Source organism: Anaerostipes rhamnosivorans (assembly GCF_005280655.1).
GTDB classification, from domain to species: Bacteria; Bacillota; Clostridia; order Lachnospirales; family Lachnospiraceae; genus Anaerostipes; species Anaerostipes rhamnosivorans.
Genome location: NZ_CP040058.1, coordinates 3,225,709 through 3,248,024 on the forward strand (window position 1 = coordinate 3,225,709; position 22,316 = coordinate 3,248,024).

The window sequence follows — 22,316 nt, forward strand, 5'->3', positions numbered from 1 at the left end:
TTGTTATATCCCCCTCAATTCTACATTTGGCAGTTTTCCCTTCAGGATATCCGCCAGTTCCTGCATCTCTTCCTTGTCATAAGCCGTAAGCCCGGAATCCGGCACATTGGAGGATCGTTCAAACGCCTGGAGAAAGTATGGTTCTTTTCCCCTAATCCAGTCTCCGATTTCCAGCATATCCTCTTTTGTATGCAGTTGTCTCACCACAGTAGTACGAAATTCAAAAGGCAGCTTCCCCTCCATCAGGAATCTGACACTCTCCTCCACCGGCTCTATAGAAAATGCTTCCAGTCCCGTTGTCAATGCATATTTTCGTTTGGAATTTTTAATATCCATGGCCACATAATCCAATAGCCCCTCACCGGCAAGCTTTCTGAGCCTGTCAGGAAAACTACCGTTGGTATCCAGCTTTACCAGATATCCGAGATCTTTGATCTCTCTTAACAGATCCGGAAGTTCCTGATGGATCAGCGGTTCTCCTCCTGAGATACAGACACCGTCCAGGATCCCCTTCCGTTTCTTTAGAAATGCTGCCAGTTCCTCCCTTGGCAGTCCCCTCTCTTCTGCCGGTAAAGCAATCAGCTCCCCATTGTGGCAGAATGGACAAAAAAAATTACACCCGCCGGTAAAAACCGTGCAGGCGACTTTTCCTGGATAATCCAGCAGGGTCGATTTTTGCAGTCCCATGATCTTCATTTAATCTCCATCCTTCTCCTGATCCATATAGCGTATCTTTATCAAGGTAAGACCCTTTGCCGGAGCATTTGGCCCAGCTTTTCCTCTTTTGGGATTCCCAAATAATTCCCTGATCCACTCCGGTTCTCTCCGCCCTCTTCCGATTGAGATTAACGTACCGGCCATCATCCTCACCATGTTATAAAGGAAACCGTTTCCTGTCACCCTCATGGTGATATATTGTCCTTCCTGTCTCACTTCACACTCATAAATCGTCCTCACTGTGGTCTTTGTAGGACTTCCCGTGGTCGAAAAGCTGAGAAAATCATGCTCTCCCAGAAAATACTGAGAAGCCTCGCTCATGCGTTGGAAATCCAACGGTACATACACAAAATGATGATGTCTCGCGGTAACTGGATTGTCAAATGCCGCGTTGTAAATAGTGTACTCATAGGTCTTTCGTGTATCCTGATATCTGGGGTGAAAATCACCCGGCACTTCCTCCGATGATTGAATGACAACATCATCGGGAAGTCTCTGGTTCAATGCTCTGGCGATCCGCTCTCCCGCGATCTTTGTGTCGGTATCAAACACTGCCACATTGCCAAGGGCATGGACTCCCGAGTCAGTGCGGCTGGCGCCGATCACTGTGATCTGCTCATCTAAGAGACTGCTGAGCTTTTCATTGAGTATCCCTTCTATGGTTGCGTCCTTGGGCTGTATCTGCCATCCGCAGTAATTTGTACCGTCATATGCCACTACTAACTTAATCCGTTTCATCTGCCCACCTCACGTCTATCTTCCTACCGGGCAGAAAAATCCAAGGTAAACCATCAGTGCCAGAAATAAAAACAGGTACAGATAAGCCAGCAGATCTCTTCTGCGGTATTGCAAAGGCTTCATCTTTGTACGTCCCTCTCCGCCATGATAGCATCTGGATTCCATCGCCATTGCCAGGTCATTGGCCCTTCTCACTGCCGCCACAAAGAGAGGCACCACGATAGGCACCATACTCTTCATCCGATGCAGGAAACTTCCGTTTTTAAAATCCACTCCTCTGGCAGTCTGCGCCTTCATGATCTTGTCTAACTCCTCCGTGAGAATCGGAATAAACCTCAGGGCAATGGACATCATCATGGCGATTTCGTGCACAGGAACTTTTATAATATTTAAAAACCCCAGAGACTTTTCCAGACCATCTGTCAGCTCGTTGGGTGTGGTGGTGAAGGTCATAAGGGAAGTGCCCAGCACCAGCATCACCAGTCTTGTACCCAGGTAAACAGCTGTCACAACTCCTTCTTTGGTGATCCTGAAAATGCCCAAATGAACGATGGCCTCTCCCGGAATAAAGAAAATATTGATGACCACAGAGAACAGCAGAATTACACCCACTGCCTTCAATCCCCTGACAATAAAGGAGAGCGGAACTGTGGAGATTCCGATCATCACTGCAAGAAACAGTATGGATGCCGCATAGGTCAGCGGAGATTTTGAGAAAAACAGTGTTACAACATATATTAACGTCCCTAAAAGCTTCACCCGCGGATCCAGCCGGTGAAGAATAGAATCTGATCTGTAATATTGTCCTATGGTAATATCTTTAATCATATGTTTGTTCCTTCTTTAATGTTTCTAGGATCGCCGTCTTGGCATCTTCAAGAGTCAGGATCTCTCCCTCAAGAGGGAATCCCTTTTCCTTCAGATCATTGGCCAGATAACGGAAAAACGGAACGGACAGCCCCATCTGCTCCAGTTCCTTCTGGTGGGAGAACACCTCTTCCCTGTCACCGTCAAACTCCAGTCGGCCCCGGTTCATGACGATCATCCGATCCACATAGGATGCGATATCTTCCATGCTGTGAGACACAAGGATGATCGTGATGCCCTGCTCCTGATTCAGACGCTTCAGAAGATTTAACAGATGCACTCTTCCTTCCGGATCCAGACCTGCAGTGGGTTCATCCAGAATGAAGTATTTCGGCTTCATAGCCAGGATACCGGCAATGGCAGCTCTTCTCTTCTGCCCTCCGGAAAGCTCGAAAGGAGACTTCTCAAACAGCTCTTCTGCCACTCCCACATCTCTGAGCGCCTCTTTTGCAGCCTGCAGCGCCTCTTCTTTGGAAGCCCCAAAGTTCATAGGACCGAAACACACGTCCTCCAGTATGGTCGTCTCAAACAGCTGATGCTCCGGGTACTGGAAGCAGAGACCCACCTGGCCGCGGAGGCTTTTGATATCATAGTCCTGGGCATGGATATTCTCCCCCTCAAAATAGACATGTCCCTTTGTAGGTTCCATCAAGCCGTTCAGATGCTGGATCAGGGTAGACTTCCCCGATCCGGTATGGCCGATAATCCCAATAAATTCTCCCTCTCCGATCTCTAGATCCACATCAATCAGGGCAGGCTTTTTTAAATCGGAATTATCTTCATATATATAACTTACTTTTTCTAAACTAATTGACATAACTCTTCCACCAGTTCTTCCCTTGTCGTTATCGTATCAGAAAGCCTGATTCCTTCCTTCTTGAGCTCATAGGCAAGCTCTGAGGCAAACGGCACTTCCAATCCGTATTCCTTGAGCTGCTTCACATGGGCAAAGACTTCCTTCGGTGTTCCGTTCATGACTACCTTTCCCTGATCCATAACAAACACCTTATCAGCCATCAGGACTTCTTCCATATCATGCGTAATCAAAATGATCGTGATCTCTTTCTGCTCATTAAGCTCTCTGGCCAGAGACAGCACATCCCGTCTCCCCTTGGGGTCCAGCATCGCCGTGGGCTCGTCCAGCACAATACACTCCGGCTCCATAGCCATGATGCCGGCAATAGCCACCCGCTGTTTCTGTCCCCCGGATAAATGGTTGGGGCTGGCGCTTTTATAGGCTGTCATCCCAACTCCCTCCAGGGCTCCCGCCACACGTTTCCATATGTCTCTTGTGGGCACCCCGATATTCTCCGGGCCAAAGGCCACATCCTCCTCCACCACAGAACCGACAATCTGGTTATCCGGGTTCTGGAATACAATACCTGCACTTTGGCGGATTCTAAGGATCTGCTTTGGATCTCTCGTATCCATACCTTTCAGATATACGGTACCGGATGTGGGCTGAAGCAGTCCGTTGATGTGCTTCGCCAGGGACGATTTCCCTGATCCATTGTGTCCAAGGATCGCAATGAATTCACCCTTTTCCACTGTCAGATCCACTCCGTCCACAGCGTTGACTGTCTGATTCTCTTCTTCCTTCTCCCCATATGTTATATATTGATGAATTAAATCTCTAATCTGTAATATTGACATTGGTTTCTCCTTTGGCATATGCTCCATTATATCAATAAAATGCACTGGAAACAATAGGTATTCATTGACATTACGGCAGCGAAATCATATACTGGATATATAAACAAGAACCGCGGGGAGCGGCCTTTATAAATGGGCAAAACCGGGGAAATCCGGTGACGCAAAGCCAAGGGCCTAAACCATGTTATGGTATGGCAGCCGGTTGCTCCATTTTACCTACAGGACATCATGATCTATTTGATCTGACAGTTCTATCAATGGATCTTATACTGCACTTTTTATGTGCAGTTTATCTTACGTTGTATATTTTAAAGATAAAATAGACTCCGGCAGTATTCTGCCGGAGTTTTTTTCGTCAGCATGTAGTTTTTGTTTAATTAAAAGATCATAAGGGGCATTTAAGGGGGAATCACTATGAAGAGATGGAAAAGACACACCATTGTGCTGGCGGCTACGCTTTTGGCATTTATTGTGGCAACACTCGGCAATCTAAGTTACGCAGCCGATGAAACAAAGGAGAATAAAGAGGCGGCTCAGGCCTCCGCAGTATCAGAGACACAGAACAAAACCACCGAAGAGGCAGCTTCAAACACACAGCCGCCGACACAAGCTCCAACCACTGACGCAGTGTCTGAGACGGAACAGACCACTGAAGCATCCTCAACAGAACAGCTGGTACCGGAACAAAGCGATCCGTCTTCTGTCACCGCAGCCGGCAGTACATCCACGGGCAGGTCTACGGAGAAAACGAAAAAAACTGTCTCCGATGAGAATTCAGGTATACTGATCGAGGGCTCAAATCTGTATGCTCAGGGGACACCTATTGTAATAAAGAAAGACTCTGACGGCAAAGCATATGTATTTGACTCAAAAGGGCAAACCCGGCTGTCTGAAACTCCGGTGACCTCTGGCTTTTCAATCTATGGCGGCGGAAAGAATAAAACTGTGAAGTCCAATGTCAGCATCGTCATTCAGAATGTTCAGGTATCCTCCGTATATGGCGGTGGTTACTCTGACGGCACCGGTCCTGCGGATGTCACCGGAAATGTTCTCATCACAATAAGCGGTACCGTAAACGCTTCCAAAGTCTACGGGGGAGGTTATGCCATGGCTTCCAAAGGCAGCGCAAGCGCCAATGTATCTGGCTCTGTCACAGTTGATATTCCATCTGTGCCGTCTGGAAACCACGGAAATCTTTACGGAGGCGGATATGCATACACCACAAATTCCTACAGCGCTTCGGCCAACACCGGCTCTGTCAGCTTCAGCGTAACCGGACGAACCTACTCTCTGCGTGGCGGAGGATCTGCCACATCAAAGGACTCAGGTTCTGCAACTGCTGACGTTTCTGGATCGATTTCCTGTACGCTTAAAAACGTTGACATACGTGAAGTCTATGCAGGCGGGTATGCGGACGGTGCCAAGGCCCGCGCAAAGGCAGGTTCCACAACTACGGCCTTCCAGGGCCAGGGTAATGAAGTGATGATTTTCCAGGGTGCCGGCAATGCAAGCAACAGTGCGTGTGCCGACGTTACAGGAAGTGTCAGCGCCGTCATGTCCGGCTGTTCCAATATTTATGGTTATGTGACATCCGGCGGAACCTCATACAGCGGGGGCTCTGCGGATGTATACGGCTCTGTCTCCCTGACCGTGACCGGCTCTGTCTCCCCGGTAGATGAGCAATGGGGCAATCTCGTGGCTGCCGCCTTTAACGGAGGAGGTTCCGCCAACGGTTCCGGCTCCCATGCGGATGTTAAGGGTTCAAGCTCCGTTACCATGAAGGACAGCAGCATTGTGGGAACGATCATTGGAGGAGGCGGGTCAAGTCAGGGTGGGTCCGCCAAAGTCACCCAGACATCAATCTCCCTCTCCAATGTGAAAGGATGTGAGTATAAAGGTACCATGTATTACGGAGATTATATCGCGGGCGGTGAAACCGATGACGCAGACGCTAAAGACCTTGCAGCATCCGAGAAAAGTACCGTGACAGTCTCAGAGAGCAAGGTTGAGTTCTTATGGGGAGGCCTTCTTATGAAAGGGGAATCACTATCCTCCAATACGGACTCCGAACTGATCCTCAAAGATAATACGTCCTCATTTGACGGAATTGCTAATTTCAATACATTGAATATAAAACATACACTGAATCTATCCTCCTTTGAACCAAAATCTCAAACAAAGCCTACTGCATTAAAGACATCCGGCCTGGACGTAGGAGATACAGCTGTGGCCTTCAATGGCTCCGGCGCAAAAGAAAACTGGTTTACCTTAAAAAACGGAAAACTTAAGTATCAGTCTGATTCCGAATCTGCAACCTGGAACATCGCTTCCTTTGGAACTGCTTCCGGTTCAATTAATGTTGATAAGACTCCCGAAGTACCCGATATGACTATAGAAAATAATATAGCCGATGAACTCCTTACTGAAGAAGATAGCCAAAAGATTGCCGACGGAAGTACTGTAGAAATTATTTTAAAATCGGAGCCTGTATCCTCCCCCTCCAAAAAGATAGAGGATCTGCTGAATAAGGAGCTGAAGCGTACTTCCGCCCAGCAGGCTATGCTCCTGGATATCAATCTCCTGAAAGTAACGGACGGCACGGAAGAAAAAATCCCCACAGTGGGAACCCCGCTTATGCTTACCTTTGACGTGCCGGAGGAATACCAAAGGGAAGGCCGGGAATACCTTGTAATCCGGCTTCATCAACGGGAAGACGGTACTTATGAGACTGACACTTTAAAAGACTTAAACCCCGATCCTGACAAGGTTACAATTGAGACTGACCGGTTTTCTATATACTCTCTGGATTACAAAGATACACAGGATTCCTCAGACACAACAACAGAACAAAATACTGAGAATTCTTCTACTGGAGAAAACATGACCACTTCCAAACAGAAGCAGACATCCATAGGCAGGCGGAGTACCTCATCCAAAGCCACGGTCTCTAAGAAAGAAACTTCAGCTCCAGAACACAGCAACGCTGTTTCCTATAAGAAAACAGCGTCCACTGGAGACCACAGAGATGATCTATCATCCCTTTTCATGGTGCTCTCAGGAAGTCTGATCTGTTCCGGAGTACTTCTTACAAGACGTTTGAAAAGATAATTTAATTTCATAATATGTACAATAAAAAAGTAGCAGAAACGAATTCTGCTACTTTTTATATATCTGATCTTAAACTAATTCAATTAATACTTCTAAAGCACCGTCACCTTTACGCTGCGCGATCTTGACGATCCTTGTGTATCCACCGTTTCTGTCTGCATACTTTGGTGCATACTCGTTGAATAACTTTTCTGTCAGATCAACATTCTTAGTGTTAGCTTTTTTTCCTGCAAGTTCTGTCGGAACTTCTTTCACCGGATATAATACCTTTAACATCTGTCTTCTTGCATGAAGGCGGGAAGGCATATCCTTTGTGATCTCCTTCTTTACTGTCTCATATACAGTAACTTTCTTTCCGTCTACAACTTCTTTGACACGTTTTCCATCACTGTCTTTCTTTGCCACTTTAGCATCGACAGTAACTGTCTCAAAGTTATCTTTTTCTCTGACTGCCATAGCGATCAGTTTTTCAGCGATCTTGCGGATCTCTTTTGCTTTTGCCTCTGTTGTAACGATCTTTCCTCTATATAAAAGATCTGTTACCTGTGAACGCAATAATGCTTTTCTCTGGGAAGAAGTTCTTCCTAATTTTCTATACTTTGCCATTGTAATGACCTCCTGTGATTTTTCGCCATGCTTACTTCATACCTTCAGCCTAGGCGGGTCTTTTTGTATCTTTTACTCGTCCCCTGAATTCAGTGCCAATCCAAGTTCATTTAATTTTGCAAGAACTTCTTCTAATGACTTGCGGCCCAGGTTTCGGACTTTCATCATATCCTCTGAAGTCTTGTTGGTCAGTTCTTCTACTGTATTGATGCCCGCTCTCTTTAAGCAGTTGTAAGAACGAACGGATAATTCCAGTTCGTCAATGCTCATCTCCAGAACCTTTTCTTTTTCGTCGTCTTCCTTTTCTACCATAACTTCAGCAGTCTTGGCATTCTCAGAGAGATCAACAAACAGGTTCAGGTGTTCGCACAATACTTTTGCAGCGAGGCTGACCGCCTCGTCCGGTGAAAGTGTTCCGTTTGTAAAGACATCCAAAGTAAGCTTATCATAATCTGTCACCTGTCCTACACGGGTGTTCTCCACCTTCAAGTTCACACGTTCTACCGGTGTATAGATTGCATCTACAGCGATCTCATCAATAGAATTGCCGTCCTTGTCTGCTTTGTCAGCACCGACATAACCACGGCCCTTTGTGATCGTAAGTTCCATATCCAGATGTGCATCATCTCCGCTTAATGTAGCGATGACCATATCAGGATTTAAGATCTCGATATCACTGTCAGCCTTGATGTCACCGGCAGTTACGACACCGCTTCCAGAGCATTCAATAAAGGCCTGTTTTGGTTCGTCTGTTGAACTGTTATTCTTAATCGCCAGGGACTTGATATTCATGATGATCTCAGGGACATCCTCTTTCACTCCCGGGACTGAACTGAACTCATGCAGTACACCCTTAATCTTTACGGCACTGACTGCAGCGCCCGGCAGGGATGAGAGCATGATCCTTCTCAAAGAATTCCCGAGCGTCGTTCCGTAGCCGCGCACTAACGGCTCGACTACAAAACGCCCAAAGCGGTTATCTTCAGAAATCTCACTAATCTCAATATTTGGCTTTTCAAATTCAAACATTTAAGCCCTCCTTCTGGGTTAGGAATTTGTTGAGGGTTATTACGATTATTTAGAATATAACTCGACGATCAGAGTCTCATTTACAGGAACGTCGATTTCTTCTCTTGTAGGAATTTCCTTAACAGTTCCGCTTAATGCTTCCTGATTTGCTTCTAACCAAGAAGGAACCATTCTTCCGCCTGTGACTTCTAAGATTTCTTTGTATCTAGGAGAAGTTTTGTGATTTTCTTTGATCTCGATCACATCACCTACAGATACTTTGTAAGAAGGGATGTTCACAGTTTTGCCGTTTACAAGCACATGCTTGTGGTCAACGATCTGTCTGCATTCTTTTCTTGTTCTTCCAAATCCGAGACGGAATAATACATTGTCAAGTCTCAGTTCCAGAAGAGTCATAAGGTTAACACCTGTCTGACCTTTCATCTTCTCTGCTTTTGCATAGTAATTTCTAAACGGTTTTTCTAATACACCGTAGATAAACTTCGCTTTCTGTTTTTCACGAAGCTGAAGTCCGTACTCACTTTTTTTTCTATTTCCTCTTGTTGAGGTTCTGTTAGACTTTTTGTCGATTCCTAAGAATACAGGATCGAGGCCTAAGGATCTACATCTTTTTAAGACTGGAGTTCTATCTATTGCCATCTTTCAAATTCCTCCTAATTAAACTCTTCTGCGTTTTGGTGGGCGACATCCGTTGTGAGGTACCGGTGTTACATCTTTGATGCTTGTAACTTCCAGACCAGCTGCTGATAAAGCACGAATCGCTGCTTCTCTTCCTGATCCCGGTCCTTTTACCATAACGTCCACTGTTTTTAAACCGTGTATTAACGCTGCTTTTGTTGCTGTCTCAGCAGCCATCTGTGCCGCATAAGGAGTAGATTTCTTGGATCCTCTGAATCCTAATCCACCTGCGCTGGCCCAAGAAAGAGCATTTCCCTGAGCATCAGTTAATGTAACGATTGTATTATTAAAAGATGACTGAATGTGTGCCTGTCCGTGCTGAACATTCTTTTTCACACGTTTTTTAGCCGCTTTTTTTGTAACTTTAGCCATAATTAACTCTTTACCTTTCTTTATACTAAACCATATCCACTTAAATACTGAGAAGAAATCTGACAACCCTACGGGGTGTGTCATGCATTTCTATTATTTCTTCTTATTTGCTACAGTTTTCTTAGGACCTTTACATGTTCTGGCATTTGTCTTTGTCTTCTGTCCACGGCAAGGAAGTCCCTGTCTATGGCGTTTCCCTCTGTAAGATCCAATTTCTTTTAATCTCTTAATATTAAGAGCGATTTCTCTTCTTAAATCTCCCTCTACTGTCTGTGACTCAGAGACTACTTCGCTGATTCTGCGAACTTCGTCGTCTGTAAGATCACGTACACGAGTATCCGGGTTTACATTTGCTTCTGATAAAATACGTTTAGAGCTTGTAAGACCGATCCCATAGATATAGGTAAGTCCAATCTCCACACGTTTTTCTCTTGGTAAATCAACACCTGAAATACGAGCCATGTTTTTTCTTCCTCCAAAAATTATTCATTCTAATGTTATTCAGGGGCAATCCATATATCCGCGTACGGTGAAATGATATATATGTCTCTAGCCTGACTACGATTTTATCTATATAAATATCAGCATGAAAACGACGTTCCATACTGCAGCCGCCTAAAAAAAGTATTACTGTATGGTACCTTAGATACAGTAATATAAACACACACACAAAGAACAAAGATAGGAATCTTTGCTATCTGAAATAGTAATTATCCCTGTCTCTGTTTGTGCTTCGGATTCTCACAGATGACTCTGACAGATCCTTTTCTTCTAATTACCTTGCATTTTTCACACATAGGTTTTACAGATGCTCTAACTTTCACTTGTAATTCTCCTTTCCCAAAACGTTCGGATTCAATTATATCATCATGTTATTTAATTTTCAAGGCTTTTCTTATTTATCTCTCCAAATAATTCTTCCTTTTGACAGATCATACGGAGAAAGTGCAAGAGTTACCTTGTCACCAGGAAGGATCTTGATGTAATTCATTCTGAGCTTTCCGCTGATATGTGCTAAAATCACATGCCCTCCCTCGATCTCTACCTTGAACATCGCGTTCGGCAGTTTTTCCAATACGATTCCTTCTACTTCAATTGCTTCTGACTTTGCCATTTTTCCGACTCCTTTTTCTACTTTGATAATGATAATATTTCGTAACCATCTTCGGTAATTAAAATTGTGTTTTCATAGTGGGCAGCAAGACTTCCGTCTGCTGTCACTACAGTCCAGTCATCAGAAAGCCATTCGACTTCCCAGGTCCCTGCATTGACCATCGGCTCGATTGCCAGGGTCATACCGGCCCTCAACTTCATGCCTTTTCTCCGGCCCTTAAAGTTCGGGATCTGAGGATCTTCGTGAAGATGTGTTCCAATCCCATGTCCTACTAAATCTCTCACCACTGAATAGCCGTTTCTCTCGATGTGTTTTTGGATCGCCTCGGAAATATCAAATAGATGATTCCCCTCTTTGGCAAACTTCATACCTTCAAAAAAGCTTTCCTTTGTGATCCGGATCAGGCGGGCTGCCTCATCTGAGATCTCTCCGACACCATAAGTCCTTGCGGCGTCAGAGTGGTATCCCTGATGGATGACTCCTGCATCCAGGCTGACAATATCTCCGTCTTCTAAGATCCGGCCCTTTTTCGGGATCCCGTGAACCACTTCGTCATTGACGGATACACAGATGGATGCTGGATAACCATTATAATTCAGAAAAGAAGGAATACACCCGTATCCCCGTATGATCTTTTCCCCGAATTGGTCAATCTCTAAAGTAGAAATTCCCGGTTTGATAATCTCGGCTAAACGGTCATGCGTCTCCTCCAGAATCTTACCGGCCTCTCTCATTCGTTCGATTTCTCTTTTTGATTTGATCGTCACTGCCATCTTTATCTTATGCCTCTAAAATGCTTTTGATCTCATCAAATACTACATCAATATGCCTTGTACCGTCAATCACATGAAGGCTGCCCGCACTCTTATAATGGGAAATCAAAGGTGCGGTCTGTTTGTGGTATACATCCAGCCTTTTCTTTACAGTCTCTTCTTTGTCGTCATCTCGGAGGATCAGCTCACCGCTGCATATATCACAGGTTCCTTCTGATTTCGGAGGATTATATTTTACGTGGAAGATCGCACCACAATCCTTGCAGGAACGTCTTCCGGACATCCGGTCGATGATATTCTCATCTGGAACCTCGATATCCAAAGCAAAATCAATTTTCATATCTTTTGCGGCAAGGGCTGAATCCAATGCTTCTGCCTGAGGAATCGTCCTTGGGAATCCATCTAAGATGAAGCCTTTTTGGCAGTCATCTTTTTCGATCCTGTCAACCACAAGATCGACTACAAGTTCATCTGGAACCAGCAGTCCCTGGTCCATGTACTCTTTGGCTTTCTTGCCAAGCTCCGTACCATTTTTAATATTCGCTCTGAAAATATCTCCTGTTGAAATATGTGGAATACTGTACTGCTCTGCAATCTGCTTTGCCTGAGTTCCCTTTCCTGCTCCTGGAGCCCCCAACATAATAATTTTCATAATGAATCCTCCTTACATTATGTAATGCACAAATAAGCTGTAGAGTCCCTACAGCTTATCGCACATTTAGTCATTTAAAAAACCAGTATAGTTTTGCACTAACAATTGAGATTTAATCTGCTTAATAGTCTCTAATATAACTCCTACCACGATGATGATAGAAGTCCCTCCAAAAGAAACCTGCGCACTAAATACACCGTTAAAGAAAAACGGAATGACTGCTACAATTGTTAAGCCAGCTGCACCTATAAAAATAATATATTTTAAGATCTTATTCAGATAATCCACTGTCGGTTTTCCCGGACGGATCCCCGGTACAAAACCTCCCTGCTTCTTCATGTTATTTGAGATCTCCAACGGATTAAAAGTAATCGATGTATAGAAATAAGCAAAAATAACAACCAAAACAATGTAGACCAGCAGTCCCAGAGACCGCTTTGGATGGTTTACGTCAAACCATGTAGATGAACTTAAACTATGCAGAACCTTTCCCATAAATCCGTTGCTCTCATACTTAAACAGCTGCTGAATGATCAGCGGGAACTGCATGATGGATGAGGCAAAGATGATTGGAATCACTCCGGCTGTATTCACTTTCAGAGGAATGTGGCTTGACTGGCCGCCGACCATTTTTCTTCCTTGAACCTTCTTTGAATACTGCACCGGAATATGACGTTCAGCATCTGAAAGAATGATAACAAACACGACAGTGAACAGCACAACAGCTGCGATCACACATCCGGCGATAAGAGCCGGCCCCGATCTGTTTTCCTTTCATAAACTGGTTATAGAGTGCATAAAAATCTTTCGGCATTCCTGATACGATGTTGATCAACAGGATGATGGAAATACCGTTTCCAATACCATTTTCCGTGATACGCTCTCCAAGCCACATGACAAGAATCGCACCTGCTGTCAGGGCGATGATCATCGTCACGATTGTGAAGTTTGTGTGATCGGCTCCCAGCGCACCACTGCGGCTGAAACCGATGGTCATGCCTGCAGACTCAATCAGTCCGAGCACGACCGTCACGTATCTCGTGATCTTTGCGATTTTCTTTCTTCCATCCTCGCCGTCCTTTTGCATTTCTTCTAATGCCGGGATGGCGATCGTCATCAGCTGCATGATGATGGAAGATGTGATATAAGGCGTAACACTCAGCGCAAATACTGACATCTGCAAAAAGGATCCGCCAGTGAAAGAGTTCAGGAGATTAAAAGAATCTCCCAAAGTACTCTTTAAATAAGCAGTCACCTGGGCAGTATCGATTCCTGGAATCGGCAGTTGTGACCCGAAGCGCACGACAATCAGAACGATTACCGTGAACGCAAGCTTTTTCCTTAGTTCTTTGTTTTTAAACGCATTTGTCAATGCATTCGCCATACTAAATCACCTCGGCTTTTCCTCCAAGAGCTTCGATCTTTTCTTTTGCCCCTGCACTGAAAGCATTTGCTTTTACTGTAAGTTTCTTTGTAAGTTCGCCACTGCCTAAAATTTTAACTCCGTCTTTCGGATTAGAAACAATTCCTGTTTCGATTAAGGTATCAACAGAAACTTCTGCTCCATCTTCAAATCTTTCTAATGCTGATACGTTGATTCCAATGATCTGTTTTGAGTTAATGCAAGTGAAGCCTCTCTTTGGAATACGTCTGTATAAAGGCATCTGTCCGCCTTCAAATCCCGGTCTTGTTCCTCCGCCGGAACGGGCTTTCTGTCCTTTATGTCCTTTACCTGCAGTTTTTCCATTTCCTGAACCATGTCCGCGACCTCTTCTGAAGTTATCGCTGTGCTTAGATCCGTCTGCAGGGCGTAAGTTTGATAATTCCATCCTTCGCACCTCCTAATCTACAATTAAATTTCTTCTACTTTTACTAAATGCTGAACCTGATGAATCATTCCTCTGACACTTGCGTTATCAGGCATTTCAACAGTCTTGTTTAACTTCTTAAGTCCTAAAGCTTCCACTGTCTTTCTATGCTTTGGAATGGCACCGATTGTAGATTTTACTAAAGTAATTTTTAATTTATCTGCCATTTTAATGTTCCTCCTAACCTAAGAGCTCTTCTACAGATTTTCCGCGAAGCTTTGCTACTTCTTCTGGAGTTTTTAAATTCTTTAAACCTTCGATGGTTGCCAGAACAACATTCTGCTTGTTGTTAGAACCTAAAGACTTAGAACGGATATTTTTGTATCCTGCAAGCTCCAATACGTCACGTGAAGGACCTCCTGCGATGATTCCAGTACCTTCCGGAGATGTCTTTAATAATACAGACGCACTTCCGAATTTACCTGTGAAATCATGCGGTGTACTTCCCTTTTCGTCAATCGGTACTTCTACTAATTTCTTAGCAGCCGCTTCTCTTCCTTTGCGGATCGCTTCTGGAATTTCCATTGCTTTTCCTAATCCTGCACCAACGTGTCCGTTCTTATCTCCAACGACAACTAATGCTGCGAATCTGAAATTACGTCCACCTTTTACTACTTTGGTAACACGTTTGATAGATACAACTTTTTCTTCCAGCTCTAACTGGCTAGGGTCGATCATTGTACGCTTCATTTGATTTCCTCCTGTTAGAATTTAAGACCAGCTTCACGTGCTGCGTCTGCTAATGCTTTTACTTTTCCCTGATAAATAAATCCGCCTCTGTCAAAAACAACGGTGGAGATACCTTTTGCGATTGCTCTCTCAGCAAGAACTTTTCCTAAGTGAGCTGCCGCTTTTACATCGTTTGTCTTCTCTAAATCAGCTTTTACGTCTTTCTGTAAAGTGGATGCTGATACTAAAGTAGTTCCAACGGTGTCATCAATGATCTGAGCGTACATATGATTATTGCTTCTGAATACGCTTAAACGCGGCTTTTGGGCCGTTCCGCTAATATGATTACGAAGCTTTAAATGTTTTTTCACACGAACTTTGCTTCTTGACTGTTTTTTAATCATCCTATCTCACTCCTTTACTTCGCACCAGTCTTACCGACTTTACGTCTGATAACTTCATCAGCATACTTGATACCTTTTCCTTTGTAAGGTTCAGGTTTTCTTAATTCTCTGATTTCCGCAGCGTACTGTCCAACTTTTTCTTTATCAATACCTTTAACGATAATGATATTCTGACCATCCATTTCAGTCTCGATTCCTTCTGGATCTGTCATTGCTACCGGATGTGAAAAACCAAGGTTAAAAGTAATCTCTTTTCCCTTTTTCTGAGCTCTGTAACCAACACCGTTGATTTCAAGCTTCTTTTCATATCCCTGAGACACTCCAGTCACCATGTTAGCGATCAAAGATCTGGTGAGTCCGTGTAAGGATTTCATCTTCTTTAAGTCGTTCGGTCTGGATACCACAATCTGGTTGTCTTCTAATTTAATTTCCATCTCCACTGGAAGATTCTTTTCCAGTGTTCCTTTAGGACCCTTTACAGTCACTTTGTTTCCTTCTTCAATCTTAACCTCAACTCCCTGAGGAACATCGATTGGTAATCTACCTATACGAGACATAGGTTACCTCCTTAAATTGTCGGAAAGGACGCCTGGTCCTTTCTGTTTTCAGAATTCGTTTTATTATAAAGTATATAGATTTAAAATAATTTAAATTCAGGTTAAAAAATTGTGTTGCAAAGATTTCTGCGCCTTCTGAGTTGCGTCCAAGCAATGATGTTCGGTTCACTAAATTCGGACTTCGCCTGCGGCTCGCCCTCATTAAGTTCCTCCGAACGGCTTTCGCACTAACCTCAGCTTTCGCATACGCTCGGCTTCGCCAAGTGCTCAATGCCTACCAAACAAAGGCTAATACTTCTCCGCCTACGTGTTCTTTTCTTGCTTCTTTATCTGTCAGCACACCTTTGTTTGTTGAAATAATAGCTACTCCAAGACCGCCTAATACTTTAGGAAGTTCTTCTGAGTTCGCATATACACGAAGTCCTGGTTTAGAGATTCTCTTAAGACCTGTGATGATCTTTTCACTCTTATCCTGGCCGTACTTTAATGTGATAACGATGTTGTTATATGCACCCTCTTCTTTGATGTCGAATGCTTTGATGAACCCTTCCTTTAAAAGGATTTCAGCAATCGCTGTCTTCATCTTAGAAGCAGGAATTTCTACGGTATCATGTTTCGCAGTATTCGCATTACGGATTCTTGTAAGCATATCTGCAATCGGATCGCTCATTGTCATTGTTTGTTCCTCCTTCCCTATTCTTACCAGCTGGCCTTTTTCACGCCTGGAATCTGTCCTTTGTACGCTAACTCACGGAAGCAGATTCTGCAGATTCCGTATTTTCTTAAGTAAGCATGTGGACGTCCACAAATCCTACAACGGCTATATTCTCTTGTTGAAAACTTCTGTTTTCTCTGTTGCTTTAATACCATTGACTTTCTAGCCATGGGAACCCTCCTAACTATTTCTTAAACGGCATACCAAATAAGGTTAATAATTCACGAGCTTCTTCGTCTGTGTTGGCTGTTGTAACGAAAATTACATCCATACCTCTGACTTTGTCCACTTTATCGTATTCAATTTCCGGGAAAATTAACTGTTCTTTGATTCCTAATGCGTAGTTTCCTCTTCCATCAAAAGAGTTCTGGCTTACACCCCTGAAGTCACGTACACGAGGCAGTGCCAGGTTGATCAGACGATCAGCAAACTCATACATTCTTTCGCCTCTTAATGTAACCTTACATCCGATTGGCATTCCTTCTCTTAACTTGAAGTTTGCAACAGATTTTCTTGCTTTGGTCACGATCGCTTTCTGTCCAGAGATCATTTCAAGATCTGCAACAGCAGCATCTAAGAGCTTCTTATTCTCTTTTGCTTCACCAACGCCCATGTTGATCACGATCTTTTCGAGCTTTGGTACCTGCATAATATTTTTATATCCAAATTTCTTCATCATGGCATCCATGATTTCACCGGTATACTGTTCTTTTAATCTACTCAACTGTCCGAAACCTCCTCTCCTTATTAGTCAATCACTTCTCCGCTTGCTTTGGCAACGCGGACTTTTTTACCATCTTCTACTTTGTAACCGATCTTTGTAGCTTTTCCGTTATGCACGAACATCACATTGGAAATATGAATCGGGCCTTCCTCTGTTACAATTCCACCCTGCTGGTTCTGTACGCTAGGTTTTGTATGTTTTGTGAGCATATTAGCACCTTCAACGATAACAGTATTCTTCTTGTGGTTGATTGCAACAACTTTGCCTTCTTTACCCTTATCTTTTCCAGCGATGACTTTCACAAGATCGCCTTTTTTAATTCTAATTCCTGACACAGTGTTTCCTCCTTATAATACTTCTGGTGCTAATGAAACAATCTTCATGAATTTTTTGTCTCTGAGCTCTCTTGCCACTGGTCCAAAGATACGAGTTCCTCTTGGGTTCATATCCTCTTTGATAATAACTGCAGCGTTCTCATCAAATCTAATATAAGATCCGTCTTTACGGCGGGCACCTTTTTTCGTACGAACAACAACGGCTCTTACTACATCACCCTTTTTTACAACGCCACCTGGTGTTGCATCTTTGACCGTAGCTACAATAACATCGCCGATGTTAGCATATCTTCTAGTGGATCCACCTAACACTCTGATGCAAAGGATTTCTTTTGCTCCAGTGTTGTCAGCCACTCTAAGTCTTGACTCCTGTTGAATCATGCTGTTTCTCCTTTCCTAATGGAACAATCCTATTTCGCTTTTTCGACTACTTCCACAAGTCTCCATCTCTTATCCTTAGAGAGAGGTCTTGTTTCCATAACTTTTACTCTGTCTCCAATACGGCATTCATTATTTTCGTCATGAGCTTTTAACTTGTAAGTTCTCTTTACGATTTTCTTATATAATGGATGTTTTACGTTATCTTCGATCGCAACTACGATTGTCTTATCCATTTTATCGCTTACAACTTTCCCGACACGGGTTTTTCTTAAATTTCTTTCCACAACAAATTCCTCCTTTCGATTTAAGCGTTAGCCTTTGCTGTAATCGCTCCCTGGATACGAGCGATGTTTCTTCTAACTTCTTTGATTCTGCTTGTGTTCTCAAGTTGATTTGTTGCATTCTGGAATCTTAAGTTGAATAATTCTTTTTTCGCAGCTACTAGCTCTTTGTTTAATTCATCGATAGATTTATTATTTAACTCTTTTACAAATTCTTTAGTTTTCACTGTTGTCACCGCCTTCTAAAGCTTCACGAGAAACAATTTTACACTTCACAGGTAGTTTATGAACAGCAAGACGTAAAGCTTCTCTTGCGACTTCTTCGCTTACACCAGAAATCTCAAACATAACACGTCCTGGTTTTACAACTGCTACCCAGTATTCCAAGTTACCTTTACCTTTACCCATTCGAGTTTCAGCAGGCTGTGCTGTCACTGGCTTATCAGGGAAAATCTTGATCCAAACCTTACCACCACGCTTGATGTAACGGGTCATAGCGACACGGGCTGCCTCGATCTGGTTGGATCTGATCCAAGCCGGCTCTGTTGCCACGATACCGAATTCTCCGTAAGTGATCTTATTACCGCGAGTAGCTTTTCCGCGCATGCTTCCGCGGAACTGTTTACGGCGTTTTACTCTCTTAGGCATTAACATTATTTATTTCCCCCTTCCTGCTTTTCTTTCGTCGGAAGAACTTCACCATGGTAGATCCAAGTCTTAACTCCGACTTTACCATAAGTTGTGTCTGCTTCTGCAAATCCATAATCGATGTCAGCACGGAGTGTCTGAAGAGGAATGGTTCCCTCGCTGTAGAATTCTGTACGGGCCATGTCAGCTCCGCCTAAACGTCCGGATACGGATGTTTTGATTCCCTGTGCTCCGGATCTCATCGTTCTCTGCATACAGGACTTCATAGCTCTTCTGAAAGAGATACGGTTCTCTAACTGCTGTGCGATATTTTCTGCAACTAACTGTGCGTCTTTGTCCGGTCTTTTTACTTCTTTTACGTCGATGAGCAGCTTCTTGTCTGTCATCTTCTGGAGTTCTTTTTTGAGTTCTTCAATGGCAGATCCGCCTTTTCCGATCACTACTCCAGGTTTTGCTGTATAAACAATCAATTTTACTCTGTCAGAAGCTCTCTCGATTTCGATTCTGGAGATTCCGGCATTGTATAATTTTTTCTTCACATATTTTCTGATCTTATCATCTTCAACCAGGTTATCTGCAAAATCGCTTTCTGCATACCATCTGGAATCCCAGTCTTTGATAATACCAACTCTTAAACCATGAGGATTAACTTTCTGTCCCATTATTGCCTCCTTCTATCTTTCGTCAAGCACAACTGTGATATGGCTCATACGGTGTTCGATTCTGTATGCCCTTCCCTGTGCCCGAGGTTTAACTCTTTTCATTGTTGGTCCTTTGTTTGCATAACATTCTGCAACATAAAGGTCTTCCGGATTCATTCCATTATTATTTTCTGCGTTGGCGATTGCAGACTTTAATAATTTTTCAATTAAACTTGATGCATATCTTGGGTTATATAACAAGATACCAAGTGCTTCCTGAACGCTCTTACCTCTGATCGCATCCAATACGAAACATGCCTTTGTAACTGACACTCTGGCGTTGGATAAGGTAGCGCTAGGTCTCGTATCTTTTTGTGCATTTCTTTCTTTTTTGTACTGAGATCTGCTGTATTTCTTAGCCATGGATTGTGAAACCTCCTTCCATTCCTCTATCTATTATCTAATTCCTGATTTTTTCTCTGCTTTTGTATGACCACGGAATGTTCTTGTCGCAACAAACTCTCCGAGCTTGTGTCCGACCATATCCTCTGTTACATATACAGGTACATGCTTTCTTCCGTCATGTACAGCGATTGTATGCCCTACAAAGGAAGGGAAAATTGTGGAACGGCGGGACCATGTCTTAATGACATTTTTGTCTCCAGCTTCGTTCATTGCATCAACTTTTTTCAATAAGCTTGCATCCGCAAATGGTCCTTTTTTCAGTGAGCGAGCCATAAGTTACCTCCTTAAACTATTTAACGTTTTTACCGTCTCTTCTTCTAATGATCATCTTGTTAGACTGTTTATGTTTCTTACGTGTCTTCAAACCAAGTGCCGGTTTACCCCAAGGTGTACACGGACCCGGACGGCCGATTCCAGTCTTTCCTTCACCACCACCGTGCGGATGGTCATTAGGGTTCATAACAGAACCGCGGACTGTAGGACGGAATCCCATATGGCGTTTACGTCCCGCTTTACCGATGTTTACGAGGTCATGTTCGATGTTTCCAACCTGGCCGATGGTAGCTCTGCACACAACAGGTACCATTCTCATCTCTCCTGACGGAAGACGAAGGGTTGCATACTTTCCTTCTTTCGCCATAAGCTGAGCGGAGTTACCTGCGGAACGAACTAACTGTCCGCCTTTTCCAGGATACATCTCAATGTTGTGGATTTCTGTACCAACCGGAATGTTTGCCATAGGTAAGCAGTTTCCAACTTTGATTTCAGCATCCGGACCGTTCATAACTGTAGCGCCTACAGCTAATTTGTTCGGTGCGATAATATAAGCTTTTTCACCATCTGCATAAGTCAATAATGCGATGTTTGCTGTTCTGTTCGGATCGTATTCGATGGCTGTTACGGTTGCCGGAATACCATCTTTTCTTCTCTTGAAGTCGATGATTCTATATTTTCTTCTGACTCCGCCTCCGCGGTGTCTTACTGTAATTTTACCCTGATTATTACGTCCGGCTGTCTTCTTTAAAGAAGTTGTCAGAGATTTTTCAGGAGTGGTCTTAGTCACTTCTGTAAAATCTAACCCGGTCATATGTCTTCTGGAAGGTGTATATGGGTTATATGTCTTGATTCCCATGTCTTTCTCCTTTCAATTCCAATTTAATATCACGCTTTTGTTGCGTATAGCTTCATAAGATATATAAGGTAGTTACACTCGACTAGCGTTCAGCTTTCGCCTGCGGCTCGGCTTCACTGAGTCTCGGTAACGGCTAAGGAAGTTCGGTTCACTAAATTCGCACTGCGCCTTCGGCTTGCCCTCATTAAGTTCCTCCGAACGGGGCCCGACTTAGCGCTCAAACTTCGCTGCACTCATTTTCGCTGAGTCTTATAGCCCCTCGAAGATCTCAATATCTGCGCTTTCTTCTGTCAACTGTACGATCGCTTTCTTTGTCTTAGCGGTCTTACCAAAAGTCATTCCACGTCTTTTTGTTTTTCCGTCGTAGTTCATTGTGTTGACTTTTGCAACCTTTGTTCCCTCGAACATTTTTTCCACTGCTTCTTTGATCTGAGATTTTGTTGCAGATGGATGAACTAAGAAAGTGTATTTTTTTTCTGCCATTGCATTCATACTTTTTTCAGTTACAATCGGCTTTAAGATAACGTCATAATATTTGATGTCTGCCATTATGCGTACACCTCCTCGATATTTGCTACTGCTTCTTTGGAAACAACAACGGTATCATACTTTAAGATATCATACACATTGATTGTGCTTGTAAGGGCAGTTTTTACTCCAGGAATGTTTCTTGCGGATAAGATTAAGTTGTCGTTCTTATCTCCCATGATAACCAATGCTTTTTTTACATTTAAGTTGTTTAACATGTTTGCAACATTCTTTGTCTTTACATCTTCAAATTTGAACTCATCTACTACGATGAACTTATTTTCATTCACTCTGGAAGTTAAAGCAGATTTTAACGCTAATCTTCTTTCTTTCTTATTTAACTTCTTAGAATATTCTCTTGGTTTCGGAGCAAATACAACTCCTCCGCCTGTCCACTGTGGAGCTCTGATAGATCCCTGTCTTGCATGACCGGTACCTTTCTGTCTCCAAGGTTTTCTTCCGCCGCCGCGTACTTCTGAACGTGTCTTCGCGCTCTGTGTACCCTGACGGTTATTTGCTAACTGGCTTACAACTGCCAAATGCACTAAATGCTCATTTATTTCAACACCGAAGATGCTGTCGTTAAGATTTAATTTCTCAACTTCATTTCCTTCCATGTTTAACACAGATACTTCTGCCATCTGTTTGTCCTCCTTCCCTA

At 43.4% G+C, this 22,316-nt stretch carries 34 protein-coding genes, 1 pseudogene and 1 riboswitch; of the genes and pseudogenes, 1 reads left to right on the plus strand and 34 read right to left on the minus strand.

The features are described from left to right. Positions 1-3 precede the first annotated feature (3 nt). From AR1Y2_RS15875 to AR1Y2_RS15895, 5 genes are read right to left on the minus strand one after another with little or no spacing between them, the layout of a single operon-like run. On the minus strand, positions 4-696 hold the full coding sequence (locus tag AR1Y2_RS15875) for an anaerobic ribonucleoside-triphosphate reductase activating protein (RefSeq protein ID WP_137329839.1): 693 nt from the start codon (positions 694-696) through the stop codon (positions 4-6). Continuing rightward, a complete protein-coding gene (truA, locus tag AR1Y2_RS15880) occupies positions 697-1,455 on the minus strand; it encodes a tRNA pseudouridine(38-40) synthase TruA (protein ID WP_137329840.1) in 759 nt (252 codons plus the stop codon). It abuts the gene before it with no gap. 15 nt (positions 1,456-1,470) lie between these two features. Further along, positions 1,471-2,283 carry an energy-coupling factor transporter transmembrane component T family protein gene (locus AR1Y2_RS15885; protein ID WP_137329841.1) on the minus strand — a complete coding sequence of 271 codons (813 nt, stop codon included), beginning with the start codon at positions 2,281-2,283 and terminating at the stop codon, positions 1,471-1,473. Further along, entirely contained in the window at positions 2,276-3,139 is an 864-nt protein-coding gene (locus AR1Y2_RS15890; RefSeq protein ID WP_137329842.1) for an energy-coupling factor transporter ATPase, read from the minus strand. The genes AR1Y2_RS15885 and AR1Y2_RS15890 overlap by 8 nt, the downstream gene beginning before the upstream one ends. Next, positions 3,124-3,975 carry an energy-coupling factor transporter ATPase gene (locus AR1Y2_RS15895; protein WP_175403680.1) on the minus strand — a complete coding sequence of 284 codons (852 nt, stop codon included), beginning with the start codon at positions 3,973-3,975 and terminating at the stop codon, positions 3,124-3,126. Before AR1Y2_RS15895 ends, AR1Y2_RS15890 begins: the two co-directional genes overlap by 16 nt. Before the next feature lie 125 nt (positions 3,976-4,100). Further along, positions 4,101-4,185: riboswitch (cyclic di-GMP riboswitch) on the plus strand. Positions 4,186-4,389: 204 nt separating this feature from the next. Here AR1Y2_RS15895 and AR1Y2_RS15900 point away from each other — a divergent pair. Then, the gene (locus AR1Y2_RS15900) at positions 4,390-7,083 is read left to right on the plus strand and encodes an autotransporter outer membrane beta-barrel domain-containing protein (protein ID WP_137329843.1); all 2,694 of its coding nucleotides are present in this window, start codon (positions 4,390-4,392) and stop codon (positions 7,081-7,083) included. A 69-nt stretch (positions 7,084-7,152) separates the two neighbouring features. On the opposite strand, the gene AR1Y2_RS15905 is transcribed toward AR1Y2_RS15900, so the two are convergent. From AR1Y2_RS15905 to rplD, 29 genes and pseudogenes are all read right to left on the minus strand, one after another. Next, positions 7,153-7,689: a bL17 family ribosomal protein gene (locus tag AR1Y2_RS15905; RefSeq protein ID WP_137329844.1), complete on the minus strand. Its 537-nt coding sequence runs from the start codon at positions 7,687-7,689 to the stop codon at positions 7,153-7,155. 72 nt (positions 7,690-7,761) lie between these two features. Beyond that, positions 7,762-8,718, minus strand: coding sequence for a DNA-directed RNA polymerase subunit alpha (locus tag AR1Y2_RS15910; protein ID WP_137329845.1), 957 nt, complete (start codon positions 8,716-8,718; stop codon positions 7,762-7,764). A gap of 45 nt (positions 8,719-8,763) precedes the next feature. Further along, positions 8,764-9,357, minus strand: a complete 594-nt coding sequence (rpsD, locus tag AR1Y2_RS15915) for a 30S ribosomal protein S4 (protein ID WP_137329846.1) — start codon at positions 9,355-9,357, stop codon at positions 8,764-8,766. An 18-nt stretch (positions 9,358-9,375) separates the two neighbouring features. Beyond that, positions 9,376-9,768: a 30S ribosomal protein S11 gene (gene rpsK / locus AR1Y2_RS15920; RefSeq protein WP_137329847.1), complete on the minus strand. Its 393-nt coding sequence runs from the start codon at positions 9,766-9,768 to the stop codon at positions 9,376-9,378. A gap of 93 nt (positions 9,769-9,861) precedes the next feature. Continuing rightward, entirely contained in the window at positions 9,862-10,230 is a 369-nt protein-coding gene (gene rpsM / locus AR1Y2_RS15925; protein WP_137329848.1) for a 30S ribosomal protein S13, read from the minus strand. Between the two features lie 248 nt (positions 10,231-10,478). Beyond that, positions 10,479-10,592, minus strand: a complete 114-nt coding sequence (gene rpmJ, locus AR1Y2_RS15930; protein ID WP_024729360.1) for a 50S ribosomal protein L36 — start codon at positions 10,590-10,592, stop codon at positions 10,479-10,481. A 71-nt stretch (positions 10,593-10,663) separates the two neighbouring features. Further along, the gene (gene infA, locus AR1Y2_RS15935) at positions 10,664-10,882 is read right to left on the minus strand and encodes a translation initiation factor IF-1 (RefSeq protein ID WP_006568508.1); all 219 of its coding nucleotides are present in this window, start codon (positions 10,880-10,882) and stop codon (positions 10,664-10,666) included. 17 nt (positions 10,883-10,899) lie between these two features. After that, positions 10,900-11,655, minus strand: a complete 756-nt coding sequence (gene map, locus AR1Y2_RS15940; protein WP_137329849.1) for a type I methionyl aminopeptidase — start codon at positions 11,653-11,655, stop codon at positions 10,900-10,902. Between the two features lie 7 nt (positions 11,656-11,662). Then, positions 11,663-12,307 carry an adenylate kinase gene (locus AR1Y2_RS15945; RefSeq protein ID WP_137329850.1) on the minus strand — a complete coding sequence of 215 codons (645 nt, stop codon included), beginning with the start codon at positions 12,305-12,307 and terminating at the stop codon, positions 11,663-11,665. A gap of 66 nt (positions 12,308-12,373) precedes the next feature. Beyond that, positions 12,374-13,691, minus strand: a pseudogene (gene secY / locus AR1Y2_RS18345) (preprotein translocase subunit SecY). Position 13,692: 1 nt separating this feature from the next. Continuing rightward, entirely contained in the window at positions 13,693-14,136 is a 444-nt protein-coding gene (gene rplO / locus AR1Y2_RS15955) for a 50S ribosomal protein L15 (protein ID WP_137329851.1), read from the minus strand. A 23-nt stretch (positions 14,137-14,159) separates the two neighbouring features. Continuing rightward, the gene (rpmD, locus tag AR1Y2_RS15960) at positions 14,160-14,342 is read right to left on the minus strand and encodes a 50S ribosomal protein L30 (protein ID WP_009289941.1); all 183 of its coding nucleotides are present in this window, start codon (positions 14,340-14,342) and stop codon (positions 14,160-14,162) included. Between the two features lie 13 nt (positions 14,343-14,355). After that, positions 14,356-14,865, minus strand: coding sequence for a 30S ribosomal protein S5 (gene rpsE / locus AR1Y2_RS15965; protein ID WP_006568502.1), 510 nt, complete (start codon positions 14,863-14,865; stop codon positions 14,356-14,358). A gap of 14 nt (positions 14,866-14,879) precedes the next feature. Continuing rightward, on the minus strand, positions 14,880-15,248 hold the full coding sequence (gene rplR / locus AR1Y2_RS15970) for a 50S ribosomal protein L18 (RefSeq protein WP_137329852.1): 369 nt from the start codon (positions 15,246-15,248) through the stop codon (positions 14,880-14,882). Positions 15,249-15,262: 14 nt separating this feature from the next. Beyond that, positions 15,263-15,805, minus strand: a complete 543-nt coding sequence (rplF, locus tag AR1Y2_RS15975; protein WP_137329853.1) for a 50S ribosomal protein L6 — start codon at positions 15,803-15,805, stop codon at positions 15,263-15,265. A gap of 274 nt (positions 15,806-16,079) precedes the next feature. Next, positions 16,080-16,481 carry a 30S ribosomal protein S8 gene (rpsH, locus tag AR1Y2_RS15980; RefSeq protein WP_137329854.1) on the minus strand — a complete coding sequence of 134 codons (402 nt, stop codon included), beginning with the start codon at positions 16,479-16,481 and terminating at the stop codon, positions 16,080-16,082. A gap of 23 nt (positions 16,482-16,504) precedes the next feature. Beyond that, positions 16,505-16,690, minus strand: a complete 186-nt coding sequence (locus AR1Y2_RS15985; RefSeq protein WP_006568498.1) for a type Z 30S ribosomal protein S14 — start codon at positions 16,688-16,690, stop codon at positions 16,505-16,507. Positions 16,691-16,704: 14 nt separating this feature from the next. Then, positions 16,705-17,244: a 50S ribosomal protein L5 gene (rplE, locus tag AR1Y2_RS15990; protein ID WP_137329855.1), complete on the minus strand. Its 540-nt coding sequence runs from the start codon at positions 17,242-17,244 to the stop codon at positions 16,705-16,707. Between the two features lie 23 nt (positions 17,245-17,267). Then, a complete protein-coding gene (gene rplX, locus AR1Y2_RS15995) occupies positions 17,268-17,579 on the minus strand; it encodes a 50S ribosomal protein L24 (RefSeq protein ID WP_137329856.1) in 312 nt (103 codons plus the stop codon). Between the two features lie 12 nt (positions 17,580-17,591). Continuing rightward, positions 17,592-17,960 carry a 50S ribosomal protein L14 gene (rplN, locus tag AR1Y2_RS16000; protein ID WP_137329857.1) on the minus strand — a complete coding sequence of 123 codons (369 nt, stop codon included), beginning with the start codon at positions 17,958-17,960 and terminating at the stop codon, positions 17,592-17,594. Between the two features lie 29 nt (positions 17,961-17,989). After that, a complete protein-coding gene (gene rpsQ, locus AR1Y2_RS16005) occupies positions 17,990-18,244 on the minus strand; it encodes a 30S ribosomal protein S17 (RefSeq protein WP_006568494.1) in 255 nt (84 codons plus the stop codon). A gap of 20 nt (positions 18,245-18,264) precedes the next feature. Continuing rightward, entirely contained in the window at positions 18,265-18,468 is a 204-nt protein-coding gene (gene rpmC / locus AR1Y2_RS16010; RefSeq protein WP_006568493.1) for a 50S ribosomal protein L29, read from the minus strand. Beyond that, positions 18,458-18,895 carry a 50S ribosomal protein L16 gene (gene rplP, locus AR1Y2_RS16015; protein WP_006568492.1) on the minus strand — a complete coding sequence of 146 codons (438 nt, stop codon included), beginning with the start codon at positions 18,893-18,895 and terminating at the stop codon, positions 18,458-18,460. The genes rpmC and rplP overlap by 11 nt, the downstream gene beginning before the upstream one ends. After that, positions 18,895-19,551 carry a 30S ribosomal protein S3 gene (gene rpsC, locus AR1Y2_RS16020; RefSeq protein WP_137329858.1) on the minus strand — a complete coding sequence of 219 codons (657 nt, stop codon included), beginning with the start codon at positions 19,549-19,551 and terminating at the stop codon, positions 18,895-18,897. Before rpsC ends, rplP begins: the two co-directional genes overlap by 1 nt. A 12-nt stretch (positions 19,552-19,563) precedes the next feature. Next, positions 19,564-19,953, minus strand: a complete 390-nt coding sequence (rplV, locus tag AR1Y2_RS16025) for a 50S ribosomal protein L22 (RefSeq protein WP_137329859.1) — start codon at positions 19,951-19,953, stop codon at positions 19,564-19,566. Positions 19,954-19,986: 33 nt separating this feature from the next. Then, positions 19,987-20,268, minus strand: coding sequence for a 30S ribosomal protein S19 (gene rpsS, locus AR1Y2_RS16030; RefSeq protein ID WP_137329860.1), 282 nt, complete (start codon positions 20,266-20,268; stop codon positions 19,987-19,989). A 16-nt stretch (positions 20,269-20,284) separates the two neighbouring features. Further along, positions 20,285-21,127 carry a 50S ribosomal protein L2 gene (gene rplB / locus AR1Y2_RS16035; RefSeq protein WP_137329861.1) on the minus strand — a complete coding sequence of 281 codons (843 nt, stop codon included), beginning with the start codon at positions 21,125-21,127 and terminating at the stop codon, positions 20,285-20,287. A 249-nt stretch (positions 21,128-21,376) separates the two neighbouring features. After that, positions 21,377-21,676 carry a 50S ribosomal protein L23 gene (gene rplW, locus AR1Y2_RS16040; RefSeq protein WP_137329862.1) on the minus strand — a complete coding sequence of 100 codons (300 nt, stop codon included), beginning with the start codon at positions 21,674-21,676 and terminating at the stop codon, positions 21,377-21,379. Further along, complete coding sequence (gene rplD, locus AR1Y2_RS16045; RefSeq protein ID WP_137329863.1) at positions 21,676-22,296, minus strand: 50S ribosomal protein L4; 621 nt, start codon at positions 22,294-22,296, stop codon at positions 21,676-21,678. Before rplD ends, rplW begins: the two co-directional genes overlap by 1 nt. Positions 22,297-22,316 lie beyond the last annotated feature (20 nt).

Bases quoted from the DNA above. Each gene is read 5' to 3' on its own strand.
- rplB (WP_137329861.1), bottom strand. From the start codon at position 21,127: ATGGGAATCAAGACATATAACCCATATACACCTTCCAGAAGACATATG.
- rpsS (WP_137329860.1), bottom strand. From the start codon at position 20,268: ATGGCTCGCTCACTGAAAAAAGGACCATTTGCGGATGCAAGCTTATTG.
- AR1Y2_RS15910 (WP_137329845.1), bottom strand. From the start codon at position 8,718: ATGTTTGAATTTGAAAAGCCAAATATTGAGATTAGTGAGATTTCTGAA.
- rpmD (WP_009289941.1), bottom strand. From the start codon at position 14,342: ATGGCAGATAAATTAAAAATTACTTTAGTAAAATCTACAATCGGTGCC.
- rplP (WP_006568492.1), bottom strand. From the start codon at position 18,895: ATGTTAATGCCTAAGAGAGTAAAACGCCGTAAACAGTTCCGCGGAAGC.
- rplN (WP_137329857.1), bottom strand. From the start codon at position 17,960: ATGATTCAACAGGAGTCAAGACTTAGAGTGGCTGACAACACTGGAGCA.
- rplO (WP_137329851.1), bottom strand. From the start codon at position 14,136: ATGGAATTATCAAACTTACGCCCTGCAGACGGATCTAAGCACAGCGAT.
- AR1Y2_RS15905 (WP_137329844.1), bottom strand. From the start codon at position 7,689: ATGGCAAAGTATAGAAAATTAGGAAGAACTTCTTCCCAGAGAAAAGCA.
- rpsC (WP_137329858.1), bottom strand. From the start codon at position 19,551: ATGGGACAGAAAGTTAATCCTCATGGTTTAAGAGTTGGTATTATCAAA.
- rpsE (WP_006568502.1), bottom strand. From the start codon at position 14,865: ATGAAGCGTACAATGATCGACCCTAGCCAGTTAGAGCTGGAAGAAAAA.
- rpsM (WP_137329848.1), bottom strand. From the start codon at position 10,230: ATGGCTCGTATTTCAGGTGTTGATTTACCAAGAGAAAAACGTGTGGAG.
- rplW (WP_137329862.1), bottom strand. From the start codon at position 21,676: ATGGCAGACATCAAATATTATGACGTTATCTTAAAGCCGATTGTAACT.
- rpsK (WP_137329847.1), bottom strand. From the start codon at position 9,768: ATGGCTAAAGTTACAAAAAAAGCGGCTAAAAAACGTGTGAAAAAGAAT.
- rplF (WP_137329853.1), bottom strand. From the start codon at position 15,805: ATGTCTCGTATAGGTAGATTACCAATCGATGTTCCTCAGGGAGTTGAG.
- rplD (WP_137329863.1), bottom strand. From the start codon at position 22,296: ATGGCAGAAGTATCTGTGTTAAACATGGAAGGAAATGAAGTTGAGAAA.
- truA (WP_137329840.1), bottom strand. From the start codon at position 1,455: ATGAAACGGATTAAGTTAGTAGTGGCATATGACGGTACAAATTACTGC.
- AR1Y2_RS15890 (WP_137329842.1), bottom strand. From the start codon at position 3,139: ATGTCAATTAGTTTAGAAAAAGTAAGTTATATATATGAAGATAATTCC.
- AR1Y2_RS15895 (WP_175403680.1), bottom strand. From the start codon at position 3,975: ATGTCAATATTACAGATTAGAGATTTAATTCATCAATATATAACATAT.
- infA (WP_006568508.1), bottom strand. From the start codon at position 10,882: ATGGCAAAGTCAGAAGCAATTGAAGTAGAAGGAATCGTATTGGAAAAA.
- rplV (WP_137329859.1), bottom strand. From the start codon at position 19,953: ATGGCTAAGAAATACAGCAGATCTCAGTACAAAAAAGAAAGAAATGCA.
- AR1Y2_RS15985 (WP_006568498.1), bottom strand. From the start codon at position 16,690: ATGGCTAGAAAGTCAATGGTATTAAAGCAACAGAGAAAACAGAAGTTT.
- map (WP_137329849.1), bottom strand. From the start codon at position 11,655: ATGGCAGTGACGATCAAATCAAAAAGAGAAATCGAACGAATGAGAGAG.
- AR1Y2_RS15900 (WP_137329843.1), top strand. From the start codon at position 4,390: ATGAAGAGATGGAAAAGACACACCATTGTGCTGGCGGCTACGCTTTTG.
- rpsD (WP_137329846.1), bottom strand. From the start codon at position 9,357: ATGGCAATAGATAGAACTCCAGTCTTAAAAAGATGTAGATCCTTAGGC.
- AR1Y2_RS15885 (WP_137329841.1), bottom strand. From the start codon at position 2,283: ATGATTAAAGATATTACCATAGGACAATATTACAGATCAGATTCTATT.
- AR1Y2_RS15875 (WP_137329839.1), bottom strand. From the start codon at position 696: ATGAAGATCATGGGACTGCAAAAATCGACCCTGCTGGATTATCCAGGA.
- AR1Y2_RS15945 (WP_137329850.1), bottom strand. From the start codon at position 12,307: ATGAAAATTATTATGTTGGGGGCTCCAGGAGCAGGAAAGGGAACTCAG.
- rpsH (WP_137329854.1), bottom strand. From the start codon at position 16,481: ATGACAATGAGCGATCCGATTGCAGATATGCTTACAAGAATCCGTAAT.
- rplR (WP_137329852.1), bottom strand. From the start codon at position 15,248: ATGATTAAAAAACAGTCAAGAAGCAAAGTTCGTGTGAAAAAACATTTA.